General features: G+C 62.0%; 23 protein-coding genes, 1 tRNA gene and 1 pseudogene. 12 read left to right on the forward strand and 13 right to left on the reverse strand.

The window, feature by feature from the left end; genetic code table 11:
• Positions 1-117 (forward strand): annotated as a pseudogene (locus tag NMG46_RS28905) (IS630 family transposase); the annotation flags it as partial.
• A 125-nt stretch (positions 118-242) separates the two neighbouring features.
• Here NMG46_RS28905 and NMG46_RS28910 read toward each other — a convergent pair.
• Together NMG46_RS28910 and NMG46_RS28915 are read right to left on the reverse strand one after the other, a co-directional pair.
• A tRNA-Lys gene (locus NMG46_RS28910) sits at positions 243-318 on the reverse strand.
• Positions 319-425: 107 nt separating this feature from the next.
• A complete protein-coding gene (locus NMG46_RS28915; RefSeq protein ID WP_254820692.1) occupies positions 426-1,331 on the reverse strand; it encodes a PhzF family phenazine biosynthesis protein in 906 nt (301 codons plus the stop codon).
• 111 nt (positions 1,332-1,442) lie between these two features.
• On the opposite strand from NMG46_RS28915, the gene NMG46_RS28920 reads away from it, so the two are divergent.
• From NMG46_RS28920 to NMG46_RS28935, 4 genes are all read left to right on the forward strand, one after another.
• Positions 1,443-2,735, forward strand: a complete 1,293-nt coding sequence (locus NMG46_RS28920) for an efflux RND transporter periplasmic adaptor subunit (RefSeq protein WP_254820693.1) — start codon at positions 1,443-1,445, stop codon at positions 2,733-2,735.
• A 2-nt stretch (positions 2,736-2,737) separates the two neighbouring features.
• Positions 2,738-3,448, forward strand: coding sequence for an ABC transporter ATP-binding protein (locus NMG46_RS28925; RefSeq protein WP_254820694.1), 711 nt, complete (start codon positions 2,738-2,740; stop codon positions 3,446-3,448).
• Positions 3,449-3,450: 2 nt separating this feature from the next.
• Positions 3,451-4,668, forward strand: a complete 1,218-nt coding sequence (locus NMG46_RS28930; RefSeq protein ID WP_254820695.1) for an ABC transporter permease — start codon at positions 3,451-3,453, stop codon at positions 4,666-4,668.
• A 115-nt stretch (positions 4,669-4,783) separates the two neighbouring features.
• Positions 4,784-5,026, forward strand: coding sequence for a hypothetical protein (locus tag NMG46_RS28935; protein WP_254820696.1), 243 nt, complete (start codon positions 4,784-4,786; stop codon positions 5,024-5,026).
• Here NMG46_RS28935 and NMG46_RS28940 read toward each other — a convergent pair.
• Both NMG46_RS28940 and NMG46_RS28945 read right to left on the reverse strand, forming a co-directional pair.
• Entirely contained in the window at positions 5,023-5,745 is a 723-nt protein-coding gene (locus NMG46_RS28940) for a hypothetical protein (RefSeq protein WP_254820697.1), read from the reverse strand. The two genes, NMG46_RS28935 and NMG46_RS28940, sit on opposite strands and share 4 nt — an antisense overlap.
• 7 nt (positions 5,746-5,752) lie before the next feature.
• Positions 5,753-6,865, reverse strand: coding sequence for an endonuclease/exonuclease/phosphatase family protein (locus NMG46_RS28945; protein ID WP_254820698.1), 1,113 nt, complete (start codon positions 6,863-6,865; stop codon positions 5,753-5,755).
• Here NMG46_RS28945 and NMG46_RS28950 point away from each other — a divergent pair.
• The 3 genes from NMG46_RS28950 to NMG46_RS28960 all read left to right on the forward strand — a co-directional run bounded on the left by NMG46_RS28950 (position 6,864) and on the right by NMG46_RS28960 (position 8,098).
• On the forward strand, positions 6,864-7,001 hold the full coding sequence (locus tag NMG46_RS28950) for a hypothetical protein (RefSeq protein ID WP_254820699.1): 138 nt from the start codon (positions 6,864-6,866) through the stop codon (positions 6,999-7,001). The two genes, NMG46_RS28945 and NMG46_RS28950, sit on opposite strands and share 2 nt — an antisense overlap.
• 52 nt (positions 7,002-7,053) lie before the next feature.
• Positions 7,054-7,638, forward strand: coding sequence for a BA14K family protein (locus NMG46_RS28955; RefSeq protein ID WP_254820700.1), 585 nt, complete (start codon positions 7,054-7,056; stop codon positions 7,636-7,638).
• A 175-nt stretch (positions 7,639-7,813) separates the two neighbouring features.
• Positions 7,814-8,098, forward strand: a complete 285-nt coding sequence (locus tag NMG46_RS28960; protein WP_254820713.1) for a PilZ domain-containing protein — start codon at positions 7,814-7,816, stop codon at positions 8,096-8,098.
• A 12-nt stretch (positions 8,099-8,110) separates the two neighbouring features.
• Here the strand turns inward: NMG46_RS28960 and NMG46_RS28965 are convergent, their stop codons facing one another.
• The 5 genes from NMG46_RS28965 to NMG46_RS28985 form a co-directional block, all read right to left on the reverse strand.
• Positions 8,111-8,734, reverse strand: a complete 624-nt coding sequence (locus NMG46_RS28965; RefSeq protein WP_254820701.1) for a hypothetical protein — start codon at positions 8,732-8,734, stop codon at positions 8,111-8,113.
• Positions 8,727-9,248, reverse strand: a complete 522-nt coding sequence (locus tag NMG46_RS28970) for a hypothetical protein (RefSeq protein WP_254820702.1) — start codon at positions 9,246-9,248, stop codon at positions 8,727-8,729. Before NMG46_RS28970 ends, NMG46_RS28965 begins: the two co-directional genes overlap by 8 nt.
• A gap of 499 nt (positions 9,249-9,747) precedes the next feature.
• Positions 9,748-10,725, reverse strand: a complete 978-nt coding sequence (locus NMG46_RS28975; protein ID WP_254820703.1) for a DUF3592 domain-containing protein — start codon at positions 10,723-10,725, stop codon at positions 9,748-9,750.
• Positions 10,726-11,081: 356 nt separating this feature from the next.
• Positions 11,082-12,101 (reverse strand): ketol-acid reductoisomerase, encoded by a 1,020-nt coding sequence (gene ilvC, locus NMG46_RS28980; RefSeq protein ID WP_023676662.1) that lies wholly within the window; start codon positions 12,099-12,101, stop codon positions 11,082-11,084.
• A gap of 23 nt (positions 12,102-12,124) precedes the next feature.
• On the reverse strand, positions 12,125-12,778 hold the full coding sequence (locus NMG46_RS28985) for a TetR/AcrR family transcriptional regulator (RefSeq protein WP_254820704.1): 654 nt from the start codon (positions 12,776-12,778) through the stop codon (positions 12,125-12,127).
• A 157-nt stretch (positions 12,779-12,935) separates the two neighbouring features.
• Here NMG46_RS28985 and NMG46_RS28990 point away from each other — a divergent pair, with 157 nt between their 5' ends.
• The gene (locus NMG46_RS28990) at positions 12,936-13,364 is read left to right on the forward strand and encodes a DUF1772 domain-containing protein (protein WP_254820705.1); all 429 of its coding nucleotides are present in this window, start codon (positions 12,936-12,938) and stop codon (positions 13,362-13,364) included.
• Between the two features lie 29 nt (positions 13,365-13,393).
• Here the strand turns inward: NMG46_RS28990 and NMG46_RS28995 are convergent, their stop codons facing one another.
• A complete protein-coding gene (locus tag NMG46_RS28995; protein ID WP_254820706.1) occupies positions 13,394-13,846 on the reverse strand; it encodes a MarR family winged helix-turn-helix transcriptional regulator in 453 nt (150 codons plus the stop codon).
• A 101-nt stretch (positions 13,847-13,947) separates the two neighbouring features.
• On the opposite strand from NMG46_RS28995, the gene NMG46_RS29000 reads away from it, so the two are divergent.
• Together NMG46_RS29000 and NMG46_RS29005 are read left to right on the forward strand one after the other, a co-directional pair.
• Positions 13,948-14,253 (forward strand): Rieske (2Fe-2S) protein, encoded by a 306-nt coding sequence (locus NMG46_RS29000; protein WP_254820707.1) that lies wholly within the window; start codon positions 13,948-13,950, stop codon positions 14,251-14,253.
• Between the two features lies 1 nt (position 14,254).
• Positions 14,255-14,980, forward strand: coding sequence for a glutathione S-transferase family protein (locus NMG46_RS29005; protein WP_254820708.1), 726 nt, complete (start codon positions 14,255-14,257; stop codon positions 14,978-14,980).
• Here NMG46_RS29005 and NMG46_RS29010 read toward each other — a convergent pair.
• Both NMG46_RS29010 and NMG46_RS29015 read right to left on the reverse strand, forming a co-directional pair.
• Positions 14,928-16,166, reverse strand: a complete 1,239-nt coding sequence (locus NMG46_RS29010) for an NAD(P)/FAD-dependent oxidoreductase (protein WP_254820709.1) — start codon at positions 16,164-16,166, stop codon at positions 14,928-14,930. The two genes, NMG46_RS29005 and NMG46_RS29010, sit on opposite strands and share 53 nt — an antisense overlap.
• Positions 16,167-16,239: 73 nt before the next feature.
• On the reverse strand, positions 16,240-16,650 hold the full coding sequence (locus tag NMG46_RS29015; RefSeq protein ID WP_254820710.1) for a helix-turn-helix domain-containing protein: 411 nt from the start codon (positions 16,648-16,650) through the stop codon (positions 16,240-16,242).
• 136 nt (positions 16,651-16,786) lie between these two features.
• On the opposite strand from NMG46_RS29015, the gene NMG46_RS29020 reads away from it, so the two are divergent.
• Complete coding sequence (locus tag NMG46_RS29020) at positions 16,787-17,677, forward strand: SDR family oxidoreductase (RefSeq protein ID WP_254820711.1); 891 nt, start codon at positions 16,787-16,789, stop codon at positions 17,675-17,677.
• A gap of 44 nt (positions 17,678-17,721) precedes the next feature.
• Here the strand turns inward: NMG46_RS29020 and NMG46_RS29025 are convergent, their stop codons facing one another.
• Positions 17,722-19,641: a potassium transporter Kup gene (locus tag NMG46_RS29025; RefSeq protein WP_254820712.1), complete on the reverse strand. Its 1,920-nt coding sequence runs from the start codon at positions 19,639-19,641 to the stop codon at positions 17,722-17,724.
• Positions 19,642-19,905: the final 264 nt, after the last annotated feature.

The raw sequence follows: 19,905 nt of genomic DNA on the forward strand, positions 1-19,905 counted from the left end.
CAGAAGCGTACCGCCGAGGACACTTGGCGCCACATCGGCCACCTCGTTGAAACGATCGAGGCAACCGAATGCAACAACTACTTCGCAAACGCCGGCTACGCTTCCGTCAAAACGTGAAAGACTCTAAGCGCACGCCTCGCCAAAGACTATCGGACTCCAAAGGCAGCCCAAAGTTGATGAAACGAGCGCGGTGAATGAAACCGGCTCGTTCTAAGGTCTTTCCACCAAATCCTGGAGATTTTTGGTGGGTGCGCACAGGATTGAACTGTGGACCCGCTGATTAAGAGTCAGCTGCTCTACCAACTGAGCTACGCACCCACTCGGCCGGTAAAAAACCGGCGTTGGCGGGCATATAGCCGCCGCCATCCGCCATGTCCAGCCCCGTGGGATTCATTTCCCGACAAATCGCCGAAGTGCCGAGGTCGTCAAACAAAAAGCCTGCCTTCAGCCACCTTCACCGCATGGCCGCCGATGCGGGCGGCGGCCAGTTTGCCGCCGTCGACATTCAGTTCGAGGCGAATGCGCGAAGGCCGGCCCATCTCCAGCCCCTGCTCGATCCACAGTTGTGAAACGCCGTCTGTCGGGCCGTCGAAATGCATGATCGCGCCGGCGAACGCGGCCGCCGCTGATCCGGTCGCCGGGTCTTCGTAGGACGGATTGCCGGGCACCATCATGCGGACGTGGAAGGCACTGTCATGGTGCACCGTCTCGCGGCAATAGACATAGGGGCTGGCGAAGGCCCATTCGCTCTTGCGTGGTGCCAACTCCGACCACGCCTGGTTGTCCAGCCTGATCCGGGCGGCCGCCTCCAGATTGGCGACGGGGATGGTCACGTAGGGCACTCCAGCCGACCAGAACGAAACGCGGTGGTTCTCGAAGCCGATCTCGTGCGGCCCAAGGCCAAGGGCCGCGCCTATCGCCTCGGGATCGGCCGACAATTCCAGCTGCGCCGGCAGTTTCGCCAGGTCGAACTCGGCAAAGGTCGAACCATCGTGCTTGCTGACAGCGCAGCGCACCGGGCCGATATTCTCCTCGAGCACGAAGATGCCGGCGGCCTCTCCCGCCATTTCGGCGAGCGCTATCGCCGAGCCGACGGTCGGGTGGCCGGCGAACGGCATTTCATAGTCGGGTGTGAAGATACGGATGCGGGCCCGGTGCTTCGGGTTATCAGGCGGCAGCACGAAGACGGTTTCGGACAGGTTGAACTCGCGCGCCACCGCCTGCATCGCAGCAAGGTCCAGCCCGTTACAGTCGAGCACCACGGCCAGCGGATTGCCCGCCAGCCGGTTGGTGGTGAATACGTCGTAAAGTAAGTAATTCCGCGGCTGCATCTCAGTAAGTCCTCTGCCTCATTCCCAACATGGGCGAAATTTAATTTGAATTTTGAACCATAAGGCCTGATTTGTGCACTGATGGGAAATCACTGAACATAGGGGTCCGGCGTGGACCAGATTGTCAATCTGCCAAAGACGGAATCCGCTTCCGCCATCGAGACGGCGCTCGGGCTCGACCACCAGGGCCTGAAGACAAAACGCCGTCGCGGTTGGTTTTACGCGCTGCTTGCGCTACTCGCGGTGGCCGCGGGTGTCGTCGGCTACCCCTGGCATGCGGGCTCGCCCGCCAAGATCGAGTATACCACGACACTGGCCGCCATGGCCGACCTTACCGTCGCGGTTTCGGCTACCGGCACGCTGCAGCCTCTCACCCAGGTCGATATTTCCAGCGAACTCTCCGGCGTCGTCCGCTCGGTCTCGGTCAACGAGAATCAGCTGGTGAAGAAGGGCGATGTGCTGGCTGCGCTCGACACTGCAAAGCTGGAGGTGCAGATCGAGCGCGCCCAGGCCTCCGCCAAGGCAGCGGCCGCGAGCGTCGAGGACGCCACTGTGACCCTGGCCGAAAACGAAAAGGCGCTAGTGCGCGCGGCACAACTGACCAAGCGCGGCATGGCGACGGACCAGTCGCTCGAAGCGGCAACCGCCACGCGCGACCGCTCGAAGGCGGCGCTCGATATTGCCAAAGCCAACCTCGCCATGGCCAGTGCCGATCTCAAGGCGCAGCAGACGGATCTTGCCAAGAGCACCATCTACGCTCCGATCGACGGCATCATACTGACGCGCTCGGTCGATCCCGGCCAGACGGTCGCCTCTTCGCTGCAGGCGCCGGTCCTGTTTGTCATCGCCGCCGATCTGAAGAACATGGAGTTGAAGGCGGCGGTCGACGAGGCCGATATCGGCGCCGTCAAACCCGGCCAGCATGCGCGCTTCACGGTCGATGCCTTCCCGGAACGGCCGTTCGACGCCGAAATCCGCGACATCTCCTATGCCTCAGTCACCACCGACGGCGTCGTCACTTACGATGCGAGGCTGGATGTCGACAACAGCGAACTTCTGTTGCGGCCCGGCATGACAGCGACCGTCTCGGTCGTCACCAAGCAGGCCAGGAACGTGCTCACCGTGCCGTCGATCGCCTTCCGCTACCGGCCGGCCCAGACGGCGGAGCGCGGCTGGAGCCTCACCGACCTGTTCACCGGCCGCATGGGACGCCCCGGCGGCAACCGCCAGCACCCGGCGGCGACGAAGCCCACCGACGGCTCGCGCACGCTCTACGTGCTGGAGAATGGGCGGCCGCATCTGGTCAACGTCAGGGTCGGCTCGACAGACGGCGAACTGACCGAGATCGTCTCCGGCCTGGAGGAAGGCGCACAAGTCATTACCGCCTCGCAGCAGCGGAGCTGATCGTGGCATCGGTCGCGACCACGCTCATAGGCTTCGACAAGGTCTGGAAAAGCTATGGCCAGGGCGAAGCCCGGGTGCATGCGCTGGCCGGCGTCGACCTCGCCATCAGACGCGGCGAATTCGTCGCCATCATGGGCCCGTCCGGTTCCGGCAAATCGACGGCCATGAACATCATTGGCTGCCTCGACACGCCGACCGCTGGGACTTACAGCTTCGAAGGCATCGACGCCGGCCGTCTCGACCGCAACCGCCGTGCTCAGCTGCGCAATCTCTATGTGGGCTTCGTCTTCCAGGGCTATAATCTCTTGCCGCGCACTACGGCGGCGGAGAATGTCGAACTGCCGCTGATCTACCGCGGCGTAGGTGCCCGCGAGCGCCGCGGCCTTGCCATGCAGGCACTTGCCGAGGTCGGCCTTGTCGGCCGCGAGCATCATACGCCAGCCGAGCTGTCCGGCGGCCAGCAGCAGCGCGTGGCGATCGCCCGCGCCATCGTCACCAGGCCGACGCTGCTCGTTGCCGACGAGCCGACCGGCAATCTCGACACCGCCCGCACGCACGAGATCATGGAGCTCCTGATGCAGCTGAACAGCGAGCTCGGCCTGACCATCGCCATGGTCACGCACGAAGCCGATGTTGCCGGCTATGCCCAGCGCACGATCCGTTTCCTCGATGGCCATGTCGCCTCGGATACAGCCAATCTCGAGATGGCCTAGCCATGATCTGGGAAACCGTCCGCCTCTCGCTCCGCTCCATCCGCCGCAACGTGCTGCGCTCGTTCTTGACGCTGCTCGGCATCGTCATCGGCGTTGCCGCCGTCATCGCCATGCTGACCATCGGCTCGGGTACCACCGAGAAGGTCAAGTCCGATATTTCCAAGCTCGGCAGCAATCTGCTTGTCATCCGTTCCGGCCGTCCGGCCGGGCCTGGCGGACCTGGAGGGCTCGACCAGGTGGTCCGGCCTCTTGCCTACAAGGATCTCGCAGCGCTTGTCGCGCATCTGGACGGCGCGCGCGCTATCGCGCCGGCGTCGCAAAAGCAGGTGCGCGTCATTTTCGGCACCGAAAGCCTGACCTCGGGCGTCACCGGCACCGACAGCGCCTATCTCGATGCCCGCGACTGGAAGCTGGTTTCGGGCCGCCCGTTCAGCGATTCGGAAACCCGCTCGGGGACCGGCGTCTGCCTCATCGGGGAGACGGTGCGCCAGCAGTTCTTCGGCGCCGGTGACCCCGAAGGCGAGATCATCCGCGTCAGCCGCACCTCCTGCAAGATCATCGGCTTGCTCGAACCGAAGGGCTATACCGGCTTCGGCCAGGACCAGGACAATGTCGTGCTGATGCCGCTCACCGCCTATCAGCGTCGTATTGCCGGCAATCGCGACATCGAATCGATCTATGTCGCCGCCGACGACCGTACGCCAACCACGGTGCTGCAGCAGCGCGTCGAGGACATCTTGCGCGACACACGCCGCATCACGCCCGACCGAGACGATGATTTCTCGATCCGCGACATGACCCAGATCGCCGATGCCATGGCCAGCGCCACCACCACCATGACTGGCATGCTCGGCGCCGTCGCCGGCGTCAGCCTGCTCGTCGGCGGCATCGGCATTATGAATATCATGCTGGTGTCGGTAACCGAGCGCACGCGCGAGATCGGCATCAGGCTCGCCATCGGCGCCCACGAAAAGCACATCCTCATCCAGTTCCTGGTCGAGGCGACGGTGCTGTCGCTGCTTGGCGGCATCATCGGCATCCTGATCGGCCTGGCATTGGCCGGCCTCGCCTCGCTGACGCTGACGATCCCGTTTGCGCCAAGCCCGGCGGTCATCCTGCTTGCGGTCGGCTTTTCCGCGCTGATCGGCATGGTGTTCGGCTTCTTCCCGGCGCTGCGCGGCGCACGGCTCAACCCCATCGACGCGCTGAGGCATGAATAGAGCGTTGCAGCAAATGTCGCCTCGCGACGCTGCCAATTTTATAAGCAACCTGCCCCTTGTCGCAGCACAATCTGCAATGATAACAATGCTGTTGGGGACTAAGGGGGAACAATGGATGAGCAAGAAAGGGCGACTGGCTCTGGCGATGGTGATCGTCGAAGCCGCATTGGCAGGGCTTTGGTGGAATTTGATCCGTTATGGAATGGATAATCCCGATCGCGTCACAGCTGACTTCCAGCAGGTAATTGGGCAGACGATGGGAACGGCGATGGGGGCACTCCTGGGTCTCGGCGTGCTGCTGTATTTTGTCGCGGCCCGCAGCGACCGCAAGGCTATTGAAGGCAGGTCGCGACGTTAGAGTCGGAATCCTTGCGCAAAGTGCCATTCGATCAGCGGTCTCATATGTGGCATCAATCCGTCCGGCAGATCGGCTGCATTGCGGATGATCACAGGACCTTCGATTTCAGGCTCTGACTCGGCCGCGACGAAAGCGCGGATCCGCTGTGCTAGGTCGTCGGCGGAGGCCGTCTCGCGGTAGCGGCGAAAGATCACCGTGCCGCTTGCCGTCGACAGGGCGTAGTGGCGCCTGCCGCTTGTCGCGCCTGATAGGTCGAGGCCGGTTTCCTCCCGTACCTCGCGGATCATGTTGAAGTCGACGTCGACAAGGCCGTCGCGGAAATCGGTGGGCTCGAACGAACCGGCGGCGAAGTAGATGCGGCCGGCATTGACCGTATGCGGCGCCATGCGGATCGCCACCAGCGCATTGTCGCCAGCGACCAGCATGGCGTGCGCGTAGGCATGTTCGGCGCCAGGCACCTGTCTATTGCTGCGCCAAAGCATGAAGGTCGAATACCGCACCGCATGGCAGCGGCCGACGAGGCGATTGTCGCGGTAGCTGAGTGCGGAAAGCAGCACCACGGTGCCGTCGAAAAGCGCCGGCTTCGATGCGGTCTCACGCCGCCAGTTCGCCGCGATCGCCTCGGCATTATCGCGCTCGAACGGATGCGGGCCAGGATCGAGCCTGACGTCGATGGCATCGACCGGCAGGATGACATTGCGCGGCAGGTCGAAACTCACGCCTGTCTCACGCCATGTCGAGGGCAATTGCTACCGGGCAATGGTCGGATGCCTTCGGCCGGTCCCACCCGGCGCGTGGGAAGCGCTCGACCTCCTGGCCGGCCGGAAATATGGTGCGCCAAGGCTGCCCGTTGCGGATGATATCGGGAACGGCCGTGGCGTTCTGCCTGGCTAGCGCCCTCGACAAAAGGATGTAGTCGAGTTGGCAGAGATGCCGCTCTTCCGGTCCGCGCGTGTGATAGAAAGTCCAGCGGTCCATTTCCGGCCGCCGCTCGACCGCGTTTTCGCAAAAACCGCCGGCAGTGAGCACGTCGATGCAGGACCGGGTCTCGTCGATCACCTCGAAGCGATAGCCGTCGAAAACATCGCCAGTGATCTTCACGCGCTGCCGGTAGTCGTTCATGTCGCCGCAGATTGCCCAGCGCTTGTCGGCGGCATGGTCCTTGCCGAAGCGCTCCTCGATGATCCGGCGCACCGCCTGCGCCTCGGCGATACGCAGCGGCATTGTCGCCTCGCGGCCGTCGAGGCCGTTACGGGGCGAGCCCATCGACTTGAAATGCACGAGATAGAGCGTCAACGGCGCGCCAGCCACGGTCAGATCGATTTCCAGGCAGTCGCGCCGGAAGATGCGTTCATTGGCCTGGTGACCAAGCGCCGCCAATTCCGCCGTGTGCAGCCCGAATTGCTCGAACGTGACATAGGCGTAGCTGGTCATGCGCACGAATTCGATCGGCTGGCCCTGCGCGGTCTCGTTGCGCATCATCACGGCGACGTCGATGCCGCGCGAATCATTGCCGGCGGTGGTGTATTTCTGCCGGTAGCCTTGCCCCACCATCTTGAACAGATAACCATATTCGAAGGCCTTCAGCGCCTCGATATTGTCGACCTCCTGCATGCAAATGATGTCGGCGCGGGTGGCCGCGATCGCCAGCGCCGTCAACTGCCGCGTGTCGTCGGATTGCGCGATGGCCCGCGCCTGCTCGAGCATCTTGTATTCGGCCTCGCTCTGGATGTCGAAAAGCGCCAGCGTGCGATCTTCGTTGAGCTGATTGCGGTATCCGGAATAATCAAACCTGTTCATCAGGTTTTCGACGTTGAAAGTGGCAAGGCGCAGCGACATGGCTTTGACCTTTGCCCGCAAGCGCGCCCGAAAACAAGGGCGCAGAAATCAGGCGGCTCTGCTTGATCGCGCGCTCGCTATGGCTGACGGAACCTTTTTGTTCATCTTCCGTTCAGATGGAAAGTTCCATCAATAGGCCCTTCCCCGGGGGTATTCTGGGCGTGGGGCCTGAATCTTCGGAGAGTGCGATGAAACCGCTCTTTTTATCTTCTGTCAGATCCGGGCTGATGGCCCTCGGTCTGATCACCGGCCTCTCGGCCCCCTCGCTTGCCGGGCCAATACCCAAACCTCTGCTGCCGGTGGCGGGCAATGCTGCCGACATCGTGCAAATTCGTGAAGATTGGGCAGGCGGCAATGACAGGCAGATCTGGCGTTGGCGCAATCGCGGCTTTCGGCAATGGCACGGCGGCGACGATTGGAGATGGCGGTCCCACAATTTCCGCGGCCGTCATTTTTCGAGACACTGGGATAATGGCGGCTGGGACGACAGCTGGCGCTGGCGCCACCATCGCCGCCATTACCGCGGCGGTTACTACGATGATAGTGCCGGCGCCGCGATTCTTGGGCTGGGCCTGGGGCTCGGCCTTGGCAGCCTGTACAACAGCTACAACTACTACGACGCGCCGCCACCGCGCCGCTATTATCGCGCAGGGCGGCTTTCCAGTGCACATGTCCAATGGTGTTACAATCGCTACCGGTCGTACCGCGCCTGGGACAACACCTTCCAGCCCTATTACGGGCCGCGCCAGCAATGCTACTCGCCCTATAGGTAAGCAGGCAGACAACAAGCATCATTCGGCGCCGTGCTTCGCGGCGCCTTTTTCGTTCCGCCAGCAACCGCGAAAAATCGCCAGCCTCCACTGGTGATAACGCTATTTTTATCAGGCAGGTCTAATAATCCTCCCGATCAGAACGCCCGAGACGCGAAAAATGGCTGGATTGCGTGCGATGGCCGAGGACGAACAGAGGGACAAACGCCGGCAGCGCGTCTTCAAGGGCGCGACGATCCTGACCGGCATGACCAATTCCGAGGTCACATGCACGCTGCGCAACATGCATGCCGGCGGCGCCGAATTGAAGGTCTCGATCGACGCGCGCGTGCCCGACGAGTTCCTGCTCTATGTTCCGACCGACGGCATCGCCTACAAGGCCGTGGTCCGCTGGCGCCGCGAGGACCGCATCGGCGTGATGTTCATCGGCACCGAACCAAAGCCCAGTTGGCACTACGGCTGATATCTACCGGCGCTATCCGGGTGGCAGGACTTGCAGTGTCTGCTCGTCAAACAGCGGCTCATCCTGGCCGACGCGAACGAATAGAAGCTTTCGCAGTTCGGGTGATTGCACCTCGAAATACTGAATGCCGTCCGGGGCTTCGCCCAATTCGCCGCAAGGCGGTTCGCCGACCTCGTCAGGGTTGGCGACGGTCTTCAATTCCTCACGATAGGCGGCATCGGGACTGAAAACATACCGGAGGATGCGCGCGGGCGTCGCCCCTTCGGTGTAAGGCATGAGCACGCAACGTGTGCTGATGGCTTTCTCGGTCTTCTGCGTAAAAATGCGCTGCAACGCAGCATCGGCGGCCTCGCCAGGCAGCATATCGAAGACCTCGACGACGGGATCGGCCGGCCCGCCGTCGCTGTATTTGATGGCAAGAGCATTGCCGCCAAGCTCGAAATGAATCCGGCGAAAACCGAAATCGCAGCGCTGCACCCAGGCAGCCAGCCCGACATCTCTGTCCGCCAAGCGTTCCCAGCTGCATTTGTCGATAGGTGGACGTGACGGCGTGCTTTGGTCGGCACCAGCCTCCGTGGCCAGGGCCACAAGGACCGACAGGATGCAGACACAGGCCGGCAGTCTCTTGTTATTCATCGCTGCAACCCGTCAAGCTAAAGGCGTCCCAGGCTGAACCGTCGGGATTGGCTTTGGCGAAATCGGGCCATTCGGTAAAAATCGCGCCAAAGTCAGGCAACAGCAACCCTGCCGGTGCCGGCGAAGTTTCGCGGGAACTCAGCTGCTCGGCACCGCCTGCACTGAACGCATAGACCTGCCCATCCCACACTCTGCACAGTCCGGTGCCGTCCTCGAGACCCGCCTCGCGATCGTCGTCGGTGCAGGTGTGCCGGATAGTACCCACCGGAAACGAGTACTTGCCATTGGTCCAGGTGATGTCCGACGGCAGACGAAGGTCGGTGTTGGGTACGATCAGCGAAAAGACCTCGGTCGTCAGCGCAGCCGGCTCGTTGTCTGTGGGCCGGAACTGTATCGTCGCTCCCGAACGCGGCTCGCGATAGGTCGCATGGCTGAGCGAACATTCTGTTGCGTTCGCTGCTTGCGACAGGCTCAGCATGCTCAGAAAAATAGCTGCTGCCTTGCGGATGATCATTTAAGTCCCTGGAGCAGCATCATTGTGAAGTCTAAGCATCGGTGCTTTAGCATGGCCCGATGTCATGGTCGAAAGAAAGAATCGATGATGCGAAATCTCTTGATGCTCATTTCGATCTTAACATTTTCGTGCGGGAGCGCCTTTGCCACGGAATCCTATGTCGGCACATGGTCCGGGGACAGGTCGAACTGCACCGCCGTCGCGGATGTTCAACGCCAGACTGTCTACACATTGTACCGCGACGCGCTGTCGGTCCCTGCTCTCGGCTGTGACCACGCAATGTTTCTCAAGACACCCACGGGTTGGGTGGCGCGGGCCAGCCAATGCTACGGATCCGACCCGTCGGCCGAAGAGCCGTTCTCCCGTGTCATCCATGTTGTCGTCGACGGGGCAACGTTGAGACTGATATGGCCGGGCTTCGACAGCGGAGTTCTTGTCAGATGCTGAAGACAAGTGCCCTTCCTCTGGATCTACAGCGTCGAGGACGGCAGCTTCAGCCTTAGATCACCCCGACAAGCAGCGCGGCTCCGCCGAGGAAGCCAACTGCGCAGACCCACAGGAGCCAAAGCCCACTCACCCTGCATTCGAGAACCGCGGCAGCCGGATTGGCGGGATCGTAGTGGACCTCGACCTTGTCGCCCTCGAGGTAGCGCCGTGATTGACCGCTGACGAGGCTCGGCAGCGAAGCCGTCACGTTTGCGCCGAAAGCGATGCGATCGGCGGCGTAGCGCTGGCCGGCGACGCTATAGCTGTAGACGATGCGGGATTTGAAGACTGTTCGCCAGGGCCGATAGCCGCCTCCGGACCTGTCGCGGGTCTCAAATTTCTGCAAGCCCGAAGCATCGATGTGTCCTGCCGTGATGGGCCATTTCGCCGCCTGTTCCGCTAGTGACTTCTGGGCGAAGCCCATGCGCAGGACAAACAATCCCATGAACAGCAGCAGGGCCGCGGCGCCGAGGTTCTGCGGCTTGGGCAAAAACGGCCGGATCGCTTCCAGGACGCCGCCGACGGAGAAGACCAATACCAGCGCGCCAACCACCAGCCCGGCCGAAAGCTGGACCATGAATTTGAAGGAACCTTCGGGCATGGTGCGTTCGATCACGGCCTTGGCTGGATCGGCCGGGTTGTAGAAGACGGTTACGCCAGCCCCGTTTGGAAATTTCGCAAGGGTTTCCGCCACGGCAAAGTTTCCAAGGTTCTCCTGCACGCTGTAGTGCGAACTGCGAAACTTCTTGCCGTTCACCTTGTATTCGAAGGTGATCGCCGGGAAGTTGCGCATCTCGGTCGACCCTCTGCTGTCCGAACCGGATCCCGAACTGGTCACCTCGCGAGCCTCGACACGCGACGAGACGATCTTTCCCGGCGTCGGAGACCAGCGGCTGACCGCCCTCACCTCCCACCACTTCAGGAACGTGACGAGGGAGAGCATGCCGGCAACCGCGCAGGCAAACCCGACCAACAGAAATTTGAGTTCCAAGTCTCAGTCCCCTTTGGCACTTCTGTGCCATGCCCCGCACAGGCATACCACGGTGATGAGGATAATGCGCCTGTCCACAAGCGTGGGAACCACACAATCTTTATGCGAAAAGGCCGGCGGATCGCTCCGCCGGCCTTTCTTGATCGGCAATGAAATTGCGATAGTTCTTGGCCTTGTCGACCAGCTTGTTTTTGGAAATCCCCGCGCGCCCGCAGCGCGAAGCCTGAGGACGCGCAACGAAACGAATGTGGATTTCCTTCAGTTCTTGGCCTTGTCGACCAGCTTGTTTTGGAAATCCCCCGCGCGCCCGCAGCGCGAAGCCTGAGGACGCGCAACGAAACGAATGTGAATTTCCTTCAGTTCTTGGCCTTGTCGACCAGCTTGTTCTTGGAAATCCACGGCATCATCGCGCGCAGCTTGGCGCCGACTTCCTCAATCTGGTGGCTGTCGTTGTTGCGGCGGATGCCCTTGAAGCGCGACATGCCGGCGCGGTACTCCTGCATCCATTCCGAGGTGAACTTGCCGGTCTGGATATCCTTCAGAACGCGCTTCATCTCGGCCTTGGTCTCGGCGGTGATGATGCGCGGGCCCGAGACGTATTCGCCCCATTCGGCGGTGTTCGAGATCGAGTAGTTCATGTTGGCGATGCCGCCTTCGTAGATTAGGTCGACGATCAATTTGACCTCGTGCAGGCACTCGAAATAGGCCATTTCCGGCGCGTAGCCGGCTTCCACCAGTGTCTCGAAGCCGGCGCGGATCAATTCGACCAGACCGCCGCACAGCACAACCTGCTCGCCGAACAGGTCGGTCTCGCACTCCTCGCGGAAATTGGTCTCGATAATGCCCGAACGGCCGCCGCCAACGCCGCAGGCGTAGGAGAGCGCCAGGTCGAGCGCATTGCCCGAAGCGTCCTGGTTGACCGCGACCAGGCACGGCACGCCGCCGCCCTTCTGGTATTCGCCGCGCACCGTATGGCCGGGCCCCTTCGGCGCGATCATCACGACGTCGACCGAGGCTTTAGGCTCGATCAGGCCAAAATGAACGTTGAGGCCGTGGGCAAAGGCGATCGCTGCGCCATCGCGGATGTTCGGCGCGATCTCGGATTTGTAGATGTCGGCCTGCAGCTCGTCGGGCGTGGCCATCATCATCAGGTCGGCCCACTTGGCGGCATCGGCCACGCTCATCACCTTGAGCCCGTCGGCCTCGACCTTCTTGGCGGTCGCCGAGCCGGCCTTGAGGCCGATGGCGATGTCCTTGACGCCGGAATCCTTGAGGTTGAGCGCATGCGCCCTGCCCTGGCTGCCATAGCCGATGATGGCGACCTTCTTGCCCTTGATCAGGTTGAGATCGGCGTCGCGATCGTAATAGACACGCATTTTTCTTCCTTCCCGTTTTGAATTCAGAGGCCTCGCGGCCCGGTTTTTGCTCCGTAAAGAGCGAGAAACTGCTGCGTCGCCCGGACGGCATCGCCGCCGATCGCCGCATCAGTCAATTCCAGTCGGTCGCCAAGCAGCAGGCGGATCTGCACGTCACGGGCGACCAGTCCGAAAAAAGTGCGGAACGCCGTCTCAGCATCGGAAAACTCGAGGAAACCAGCTTCCTTGCCTGCCTCGAGCACCGGCTTAAGGCGCCTGGCCAGTGCGAAGCGGCCGTTCTCCAGCACGATGGCGCCGAGATCGTCTTTCCCCGAACTAGCATGGCCGACCGCCACCCGGTTCAGCGCGATCGAGGTGTCGCTCGAAATTACCTTGAGCCAGTCCGAAGCGAAGCGTTCGAGGCTCGCCGTCAGCGAAGCAAGGTCGAGCCCCTTGCGATCAACTGGCACTACCCGCACCTTGGACGCCTGCCATTGCACCGTTGCCGTCAACAGCCCGTCGCGATCGCCGAACCATTTGTAGAGCGTCTCCTTAGAGCAGCTCGCCCGCCGCGCCACCGCGGTCATGGTCAACTGATCGCCCTCTTCGACCAGCAGGCGAAGGGCAGCGTCGAGCACGGCTTTCTGCCGCTCCGTCAGCGTCTCGCTGGTGTCGATATCGGTTACAGCGTGCAACACAGTCTTTCCTCAGGAGGCGAACTCGCCCGCAGTTCACATAGGAGCTCAATAGCGTACCGTACGTTACGGTTCGTACTTTATGGCGTATTGCCCGACCCGGCGCAAGCCTTTATTTCTGTAGCTTGCTCCATGCGGGGCATCACGGGAGACACAGATCATGCTCGCCGGATTGCTTGCCTTGACCGTTACCGCAGTGTTCGCAGGCGCGGCTATCTACGTCAGCGTCGCCGAACAGCCGGCGCGGCTTCGCCTGGAGGACAAAGCATTGCTGCAGGAATGGCAGCCTTCCTACAAGCGCGGCGCGGCCATGCAGGCTTCGATCGCCGTCATCGCCTGTATTCTGGGCCTCGTCGCGTGGTGGCTGACCGGCAGTCTCGCTTACCTGGCCGGCGCCGTGCTGATCATCCTGCCCTGGCCATGGACGCTGCTGGTGATGATGCCGGCAAATAGGTTGCTAGTGGCGATGGACGCGAACACCGTCAATCCTGAAGCTCGGACATTGCTCGTCAAATGGGGCCATCTGCATCTGGTCCGCGTCGGGCTTGGCGTTCTTGCGACGCTGGCATTCCTCTGGGCCAGTGCCTGACCTCGCAGGTCCACGCCATCTTCGGCATGTCACTCCGGGGCGGGCGGAACTCGCAGGCGCCCAAGCAGAGCTGACAGCGCATCGAGCTCATCATTGGACAGCCGGGAGCCGACCAACTCCGCGATCGAGCGGCCGTAGACGGCCCACATGCGGCGACGCGTCTCGCGCCCCTTGTCGGTGACGCGGACGGTTTGCCCGCGGCCGTCATCGGCAACGGGAAGCTTCTCGACCAGCCCGTCGGCTTCCAGCCGCGCCAGCAGCCGGGAGATGTTATACTGCGCAAACAGGGTGCGCTCGGTGAGTTGGAATGGCCGCAATCCACCCTCGCCCGCCTCGGCAAGCTCATGCAGGACGTCGTACCAGGCAAGCGGCGGCAGGCCACTGTCCTTCAGCGCGTCCTCGGCTCTTTCCAACAACTGGCGCGAAACCCGCATCAGGCGGGCCCAGGCTTTGATTGCTGGAGGTGTAGGAATCCCGGTCATGATTGCATCGTAGGGGATAGATGCAATTGCATCAAGCTTGACGATCGATGCAAATGCATCTATATAGATGCCATCGCATCAATCACGAGAGGCAAATTCCGATGAAGTATGAAATCTGCAGGATCGCCGACGTTCCAGAAACAGGCAGCCTGATCGCTCCGTTCTTCGGCCGCGAGGTCCATGTCTACCGCAGCGGCGAGCGTATCCGCGCTGCCGCCAACGTCTGCCTGCATTTCGGTGGTCCGCTCGACTGCAAGGACGGCAAGCTCGTCTGCCAGTGGCACGGCGCCTCGTTCGACATGGCGAACGGTGATCGCCTCGAAGGCCCGGCGCCGAAGGGCTCCCGCCTGATGTTCCTCTCCACCCGCATCGAGGACGGCGCCTTGAACTATGTCTGGGGAGAGTGAGATGACCGGTAAGCTCATCCTCGTCAGCCACCATCTTTGTCCCTATGTGCAGCGCGCGGCGATTTCACTTCGCGAAAAGGGCGTGCCGTTCGAACGCATCACGGTCGATCTCGCCAACAAGCCTGCCTGGTTCAAGGCGATATCACCGCTCGGCAAGGTGCCGCTGCTTCGCGTTGAGCATGACGGCCAGAAAACGGTGATCTTCGAATCGGCGGTCATCCTCGAATTCCTCGAGGAAACCCAGCCCAATCCACTGCATCCCACCGACCCCTATGCCCGTGCCCGGCATCGCGCCTGGATCGAGTTCGGCTCGGCAATCCTCAATGCCATCGGCCGCTTCTATTCAGCGCCTACGGAAGCCGCGCTGCTTGCTGAAAGCGAGACGCTATCGGCAATGTTCGATCGCCTGGAAGTGGAACGGGCCAATGGCGCGGCTGGGCCATGCTTCGACGGCGAGCGCTTTTCACTGGTCGACGCGGTCTACGGCCCGATTTTCCGCTATTTCGACGTCTTCGACCGGATCGGCGATTTCGGCTTCCTGGACGGAAAGCCGCATGTCCAGGTGTGGCGCGAGGCGTTGCGCAAACGCCCATCCGTGATGGGCGCGGTCGCTCCCGATTATCCGCAACGCCTCCATGCATTCTTGCAGGCTAAGGGTTCGCACCTTGCGGAAATCATCCGCCAAGGCGATCCGGCCATAGCGCTTCCGCAAGCCCTATCGGCTTGAATGGATTGATCACCGTTCCTGTAACCATGGAAGCAAGAAACTGCGGCGCCGGCGGGACTTTTGCCAGCGTCGCCACCAGCCTGTCGCGGACGAACGGCATCACAATCGAATCCGACTGATAAAACGGCGTCAGCACCAGCGACAGCGCCTGGAAGACCCGCACATGCCATCGCCGCGTCCGGACATAGGCCTCCAGTGCAGTATCGATACGGTCCGTTCCTATGAGTGCGTAGTTGAGCGCGGCTGCATCGAGCAGCGCCATGTTCGCGCCCTGGCCGAGCTGCGGGCTCGCTGAATGGGCCGCATCGCCGATAACAGCCAATCGCCGTCCGGCTGGCGTCTTCATCGTGTGATGGCCATAACGCGCCAGCGAAAGCTGCTCGAAACTGTCGATCTGGTCGATGAAGGCCGTGCATTCAGGCCACAGCCCGACCAATCTCGCCTTCCATGCCTTGAGACCTGCCGCCCAGACGTACTCGGCATCCGACGGCTTGAGGCTCCAGAAGAATGCCGCCATCTTCTGGGCATCCGGCTCGGGCCGGCCGATTGGCAGCACGCCGATCATCACGCTTGCCCTGTCGTAGCGCTGCAGCAGCGCGTGCTCGTCGAAACCCTCGCCGCGCCAGCCAAGCGATGCCCAGAAAGCGCCATAGGCGAGCGATCGCGGTTCGCCCGGATTGTTCACGCACCGCCGCAGTTTGGAGCGTGAACCGCTGGCATCCACTACCAGGTCGAACGACCCCATCCGTCGTCCGTTGCCGCAGATCAATGTTGCCCGTTCGCCGGTTTCCAGCGTCTCAAGCTCGATACCTGTCTCGATGTGGATCGCTTGGCGCCGGGCGGCGCGGAAAAGCACGCCGAACAGAGCCGCGCGATGTACCGCCAGCCCGAAACGGCCGCCACGCCAGGCATCGTAGCGGACGTCGAGCACTGTGCGGCCGGTCTTGGCATCTGCACCATGCAGGCGGTCTATGCGGCAGCCCAGCGCCAGAATGTCTTCGAGCAGGCCGAGATCGGCAAGCACCGTCAGCCCGGTCGGCTGCAGGATCAGCCCGGACCCGACCGGTTTTGGCTGGTCGAAGCGCTCGAAGATCGTGACCCTGTGTCCGGCGCGCTTGAGATAGAGCGCGGCGGCAAGTCCAGCCGGCCCGGCGCCGGCAATCGCGATGTCCAGAGAATTGCCCATCTGCCCGCCCAACCCAGGCCGGACAATCCTTCAGCGCTGTCGCTAAATCAAGCCGCCGTCTCGGCCTGGAGGCTCAGCCTTCGGCAGCATCGAAAACCTTCCGCGCCTCGCGTACAGCGCTGTGATTGAGCTCGGCCCATTGGATCAGCTGATGCAAGGGTCCAAACATCGAGCGCCCGAGATCGGTGAGGCTGTATTCGACGCTCGGCGGTTTGGTCGGAAACACTTGGCGATGGACATAGCCGTCGCGCTGAAGATCGTGCAACGTCTGGGTGAGCATGCGCTGCGAAATATCGGGCACGAGGCGCCGCAACTCGCCGAAGCGGTACGGCTTCTCGGCCAAGGCTTCCATCAGCAGCGAACTCCATTTGTTGCTGATCCCCTGGATCACGTCGCGAACCGGACAATCCGCAAGGTTTCCGCCACCGCTGCCTGCTTTGTAGATCTCGAGCTTCGATCTCAGATTGACGATCTTGCCGTCCATGGCTGGTTCCCTGGGTGTGCCTACCTCCCGCAAAACTGCCTTCTTTACGAGGATGGGTCAATTCCTATTTTAGTGCTGGTCTCTTTTTGAGACTAACATATGCACCCGCCGCTCCGGCGCAACGTCAGGACCCTTCATGACCGACACCCTTCTTGTCACCGGCGCCTCCGGCCAGCTTGGCCGCGGCGTCATCAATCATCTGCTTGACACGCTCAAGATCTCCCCTCAGCGCATCATCGCCGCCACCCGCAATCCGGAAAATCTGGCCGATCTGGCAGCGCGCGGCGTCACTCTCAGGGCGGCCGACTTCGACGACACCGCATCGTTGGCCAGTGCATTTACCGGCGCGGACAGAGTTCTGATCATTTCGACAAACGAGCTTGCCCTTCCGGGCAAGCGCCTGAAGCAACATGAGACCGCGGTCGTGGCCGCAAAAAGCGCCGGCGTTTCGCATCTGCTCTACACATCGATGCCCAATCCGGAGCCAGGATCGCCGGTGCTGTTTGCGCCCGATCACCACGGCACCGAGCAGGCGATCAAGGCGAGCGGCATTCCCTACACCATCTTCCGCAACGGCTGGTACCAGGAGAACCTGTTCATGGCGCTGCCGCACGCCATCGCCTCGGGGCAGTGGTACACATCCGCCGGAGACGGCCGTATTGCCCATGGCGCGCGCGACGATATGGCCGCGGCAATCGCCGCCGGTCTCGCATCGGGGGCAACCGAAAGCACGACATACACGCTGACGGGTCCGCAGGCCTATACGGTCGCTGAAATCGCGGCCCTCGTCACCGAAGTTACCGGCAAGCCGATCGAGGTCGTCCAGCTTTCGGACGAAGCGCTCACCGGGGGATTGAAGGCAGCCGGCGTTCCCGAAGGTTTCGCCCCGGTCATCGTTTCCTTCGACACCAACACCCGCTCCGGCCGCATCAGCATGGTGACGGACGCGATCGAGACGCTGTCCGGCAGGAAGCCGCGGCCGCTGAAGCAATTTCTTGAGGCAAACAAGGCGGCTCTGGTGAGCTGAGCCTGACAAATGGCCGTGCCCCTTGGAAGGGCACGACCATTTGTTCAGATAGCCACCTGCGTCCCGATCTCGACGACGCGTCCGGTCGGGATCTGGAAATATTCCGTTGCATCGGCCGCCGAGCGCGCCAGCCCGATGAACAGCTTGTCCTGCCAGGCCGGCATGCCGGAATTGGGCGAGGCCTTGAGCGAGCGCCGCGACAGGAAGAAGGAGGTCGTCATGATGTCGAACTTCCAGCCTTGCTTGCGGCAGATCGCCAGCGCGCGCGGGATATTCGGCTGTTCCATGTAGCCGAAGGTCAGCGTCACCCGCATGAACAGCTCGTTGACGGTCTCCATCTTCACCCGCTCGCTGTCGGGCACGACAGGCTGCGGCGCCGTCACCACCGAAAGGATGACGTTCTGCTCATGCAGCACCTTGTAGTGCTTGAGGCTGTGCATCAGTGCGGTCGGCGCGCTCAGCGGATCGCTGGTCAGGAACACCGCGGTGCCCGACACCAGATGCGGCTTCTTCTTCAGCAGATTGCCGGCAAGGAAATCCAGCGGGATCTCGTTCCGGCGGGTCTTGTCGAACAAATAGCGGCTACCGCGGATCCATGTCCACATCGCCAGCACGATGGTGAAGGCCACCGCCAGCGAAGCCCAGCCACCTTCAAACACTTTGACGATGTTCGAGGCAAAGAAGCCAATGTCGATGAGCGCGAATACCACTGTCAGGGAGATGGCCAGCCAGAGCTGCCATTTCCAGATGCGGCTCATGATCACGTACAGCAGCACCGTCGTCACCAGCATATTGCCGGTCACCGAAATGCCGTAGGCTGAGGCAAGCTTGCTGGATTCGCCAAAGCCGACCACCAGCAGCATCACAACCAACGCCAGCAGCATGTTGACGCGCGGCATGTAGATCTGGCCGGACTGTCTTTCCGACGTATGCAGGATTTCCAGGCGCGGCAGCATGTTGAGCTGCACCGCTTGCCTGGTCAGCGAGAAAGCGCCGGAGATCACCGCCTGGCTGGCGATGACGGTCGCAGCGGTGGCGAGAACGACCATCGGAATAAGCGTCCAGCCTTCGTTCATCTCGAAGAAGGGATGACCGACCACTCCGTTCTTCGCCAGCACGAATGCGCCCTGCCCGGCATAGTTCAGCAGCAGGCAAGGGAACACGATGGCCAGCCAGGCGAGCACGATGGGCCTACGGCCGAAGTGGCCGAGATCGGCATAAAGCGCCTCGGCGCCGGTGACGGCGAGGAAGATGGCGCCGATCGTCACGAAGGCCACGTCTGGTGAATTGATCAGGAACGCGACGATGTAATGGGGGCTGACTGCCAGCAGGATTTCCGGATCGGCGATGATGTGGTTGAGACCGGAAAGGCCGATGGCCAGGAACCAGACTGCCGTGATCGGGCCGAAGATCAGGGCGACGCCGCCGGTTCCAAACCGCTGTGCCGAAAACAGGATCGCCAGGATGACCAGCGTCAGCGGCACCACGTAGGGCTGGAAGGTCGGCGTGACGACGTTCATGCCTTCGACCGCCGACAGCACCGAGATCGCCGGCGTGATGACGGCGTCACCAAAAAAAAGCGAGGCACCGACGATGCCGATGCCGAGGATCACCGCCGAGCGGGTCGGGAAACTGTTGCGCGCCAGCGCCATCAGCGACAGCACACCGCCCTCGCCGCGATTGTCCGCCCTGAGCACGAACATGATATATTTGATGGTGACGATGATCGTCAGTGACCAGATGATCAGCGACAACACGCCGAGGATGTCGCCACGGTTGGCGACTTCGCCCCCCGACGATGCCACCAAGGCCTCGCGGAAAGCATAGATCGGGCTGGTGCCGATATCGCCGTAAACCACGCCGAGTGCGCCCAGCATCAGCACCTTGGTGCTGTGTTGCTCGACCTCAGAATGGCTCGACTGTTCGACCGGTTCTGCCTCGTTACCAGTACTGGTAAGGGCCATAGACGACACTCCGATAAGCGCGCGGTGCTCTACGCTTGCTGCGCTGCAATATCAAGTGCCGTCACGTAATGGCTCCGTCCCGATATTGCGAGTCCTCCACGACTTGGCAGACCCAGTCCCATCGGCAGACTACCTGGAATGTCGCAACGGAAACGTTTTTAAATAGCCACCTGCGTCCCGATCTCGACGACGCGTCCGGTCGGGATCTGGAAATATTCCGTTGCATCGGCCGCCGAGCGCGCCAGCCCGATGAACAGCTTGTCC

This window comes from Mesorhizobium sp. LMG 17147, assembly GCF_024297145.1.
In the GTDB taxonomy this organism is placed as follows: Bacteria; Pseudomonadota; Alphaproteobacteria; order Rhizobiales; family Rhizobiaceae; genus Mesorhizobium.

Coding starts and splice junctions, on each gene's coding strand:
- NMG46_RS29025 (WP_254820712.1), bottom strand. CDS start 19,641: ATGGCCCTTACCAGTACTGGTAACGAGGCAGAACCGGTCGAACAGTCG.
- NMG46_RS28960 (WP_254820713.1), top strand. CDS start 7,814: ATGGCCGAGGACGAACAGAGGGACAAACGCCGGCAGCGCGTCTTCAAG.
- NMG46_RS29010 (WP_254820709.1), bottom strand. CDS start 16,166: ATGGGCAATTCTCTGGACATCGCGATTGCCGGCGCCGGGCCGGCTGGA.
- NMG46_RS29000 (WP_254820707.1), top strand. CDS start 13,948: ATGAAGTATGAAATCTGCAGGATCGCCGACGTTCCAGAAACAGGCAGC.
- ilvC (WP_023676662.1), bottom strand. CDS start 12,101: ATGCGTGTCTATTACGATCGCGACGCCGATCTCAACCTGATCAAGGGC.
- NMG46_RS28970 (WP_254820702.1), bottom strand. CDS start 9,248: ATGATCATCCGCAAGGCAGCAGCTATTTTTCTGAGCATGCTGAGCCTG.
- NMG46_RS28990 (WP_254820705.1), top strand. CDS start 12,936: ATGCTCGCCGGATTGCTTGCCTTGACCGTTACCGCAGTGTTCGCAGGC.
- NMG46_RS28945 (WP_254820698.1), bottom strand. CDS start 6,865: ATGTCGCTGCGCCTTGCCACTTTCAACGTCGAAAACCTGATGAACAGG.
- NMG46_RS28915 (WP_254820692.1), bottom strand. CDS start 1,331: ATGCAGCCGCGGAATTACTTACTTTACGACGTATTCACCACCAACCGG.
- NMG46_RS28950 (WP_254820699.1), top strand. CDS start 6,864: ATGGCTTTGACCTTTGCCCGCAAGCGCGCCCGAAAACAAGGGCGCAGA.
- NMG46_RS28930 (WP_254820695.1), top strand. CDS start 3,451: ATGATCTGGGAAACCGTCCGCCTCTCGCTCCGCTCCATCCGCCGCAAC.
- NMG46_RS28995 (WP_254820706.1), bottom strand. CDS start 13,846: ATGACCGGGATTCCTACACCTCCAGCAATCAAAGCCTGGGCCCGCCTG.
- NMG46_RS28965 (WP_254820701.1), bottom strand. CDS start 8,734: ATGAATAACAAGAGACTGCCGGCCTGTGTCTGCATCCTGTCGGTCCTT.
- NMG46_RS28955 (WP_254820700.1), top strand. CDS start 7,054: ATGAAACCGCTCTTTTTATCTTCTGTCAGATCCGGGCTGATGGCCCTC.
- NMG46_RS29020 (WP_254820711.1), top strand. CDS start 16,787: ATGACCGACACCCTTCTTGTCACCGGCGCCTCCGGCCAGCTTGGCCGC.
- NMG46_RS29015 (WP_254820710.1), bottom strand. CDS start 16,650: ATGGACGGCAAGATCGTCAATCTGAGATCGAAGCTCGAGATCTACAAA.
- NMG46_RS29005 (WP_254820708.1), top strand. CDS start 14,255: ATGACCGGTAAGCTCATCCTCGTCAGCCACCATCTTTGTCCCTATGTG.
- NMG46_RS28935 (WP_254820696.1), top strand. CDS start 4,784: ATGAGCAAGAAAGGGCGACTGGCTCTGGCGATGGTGATCGTCGAAGCC.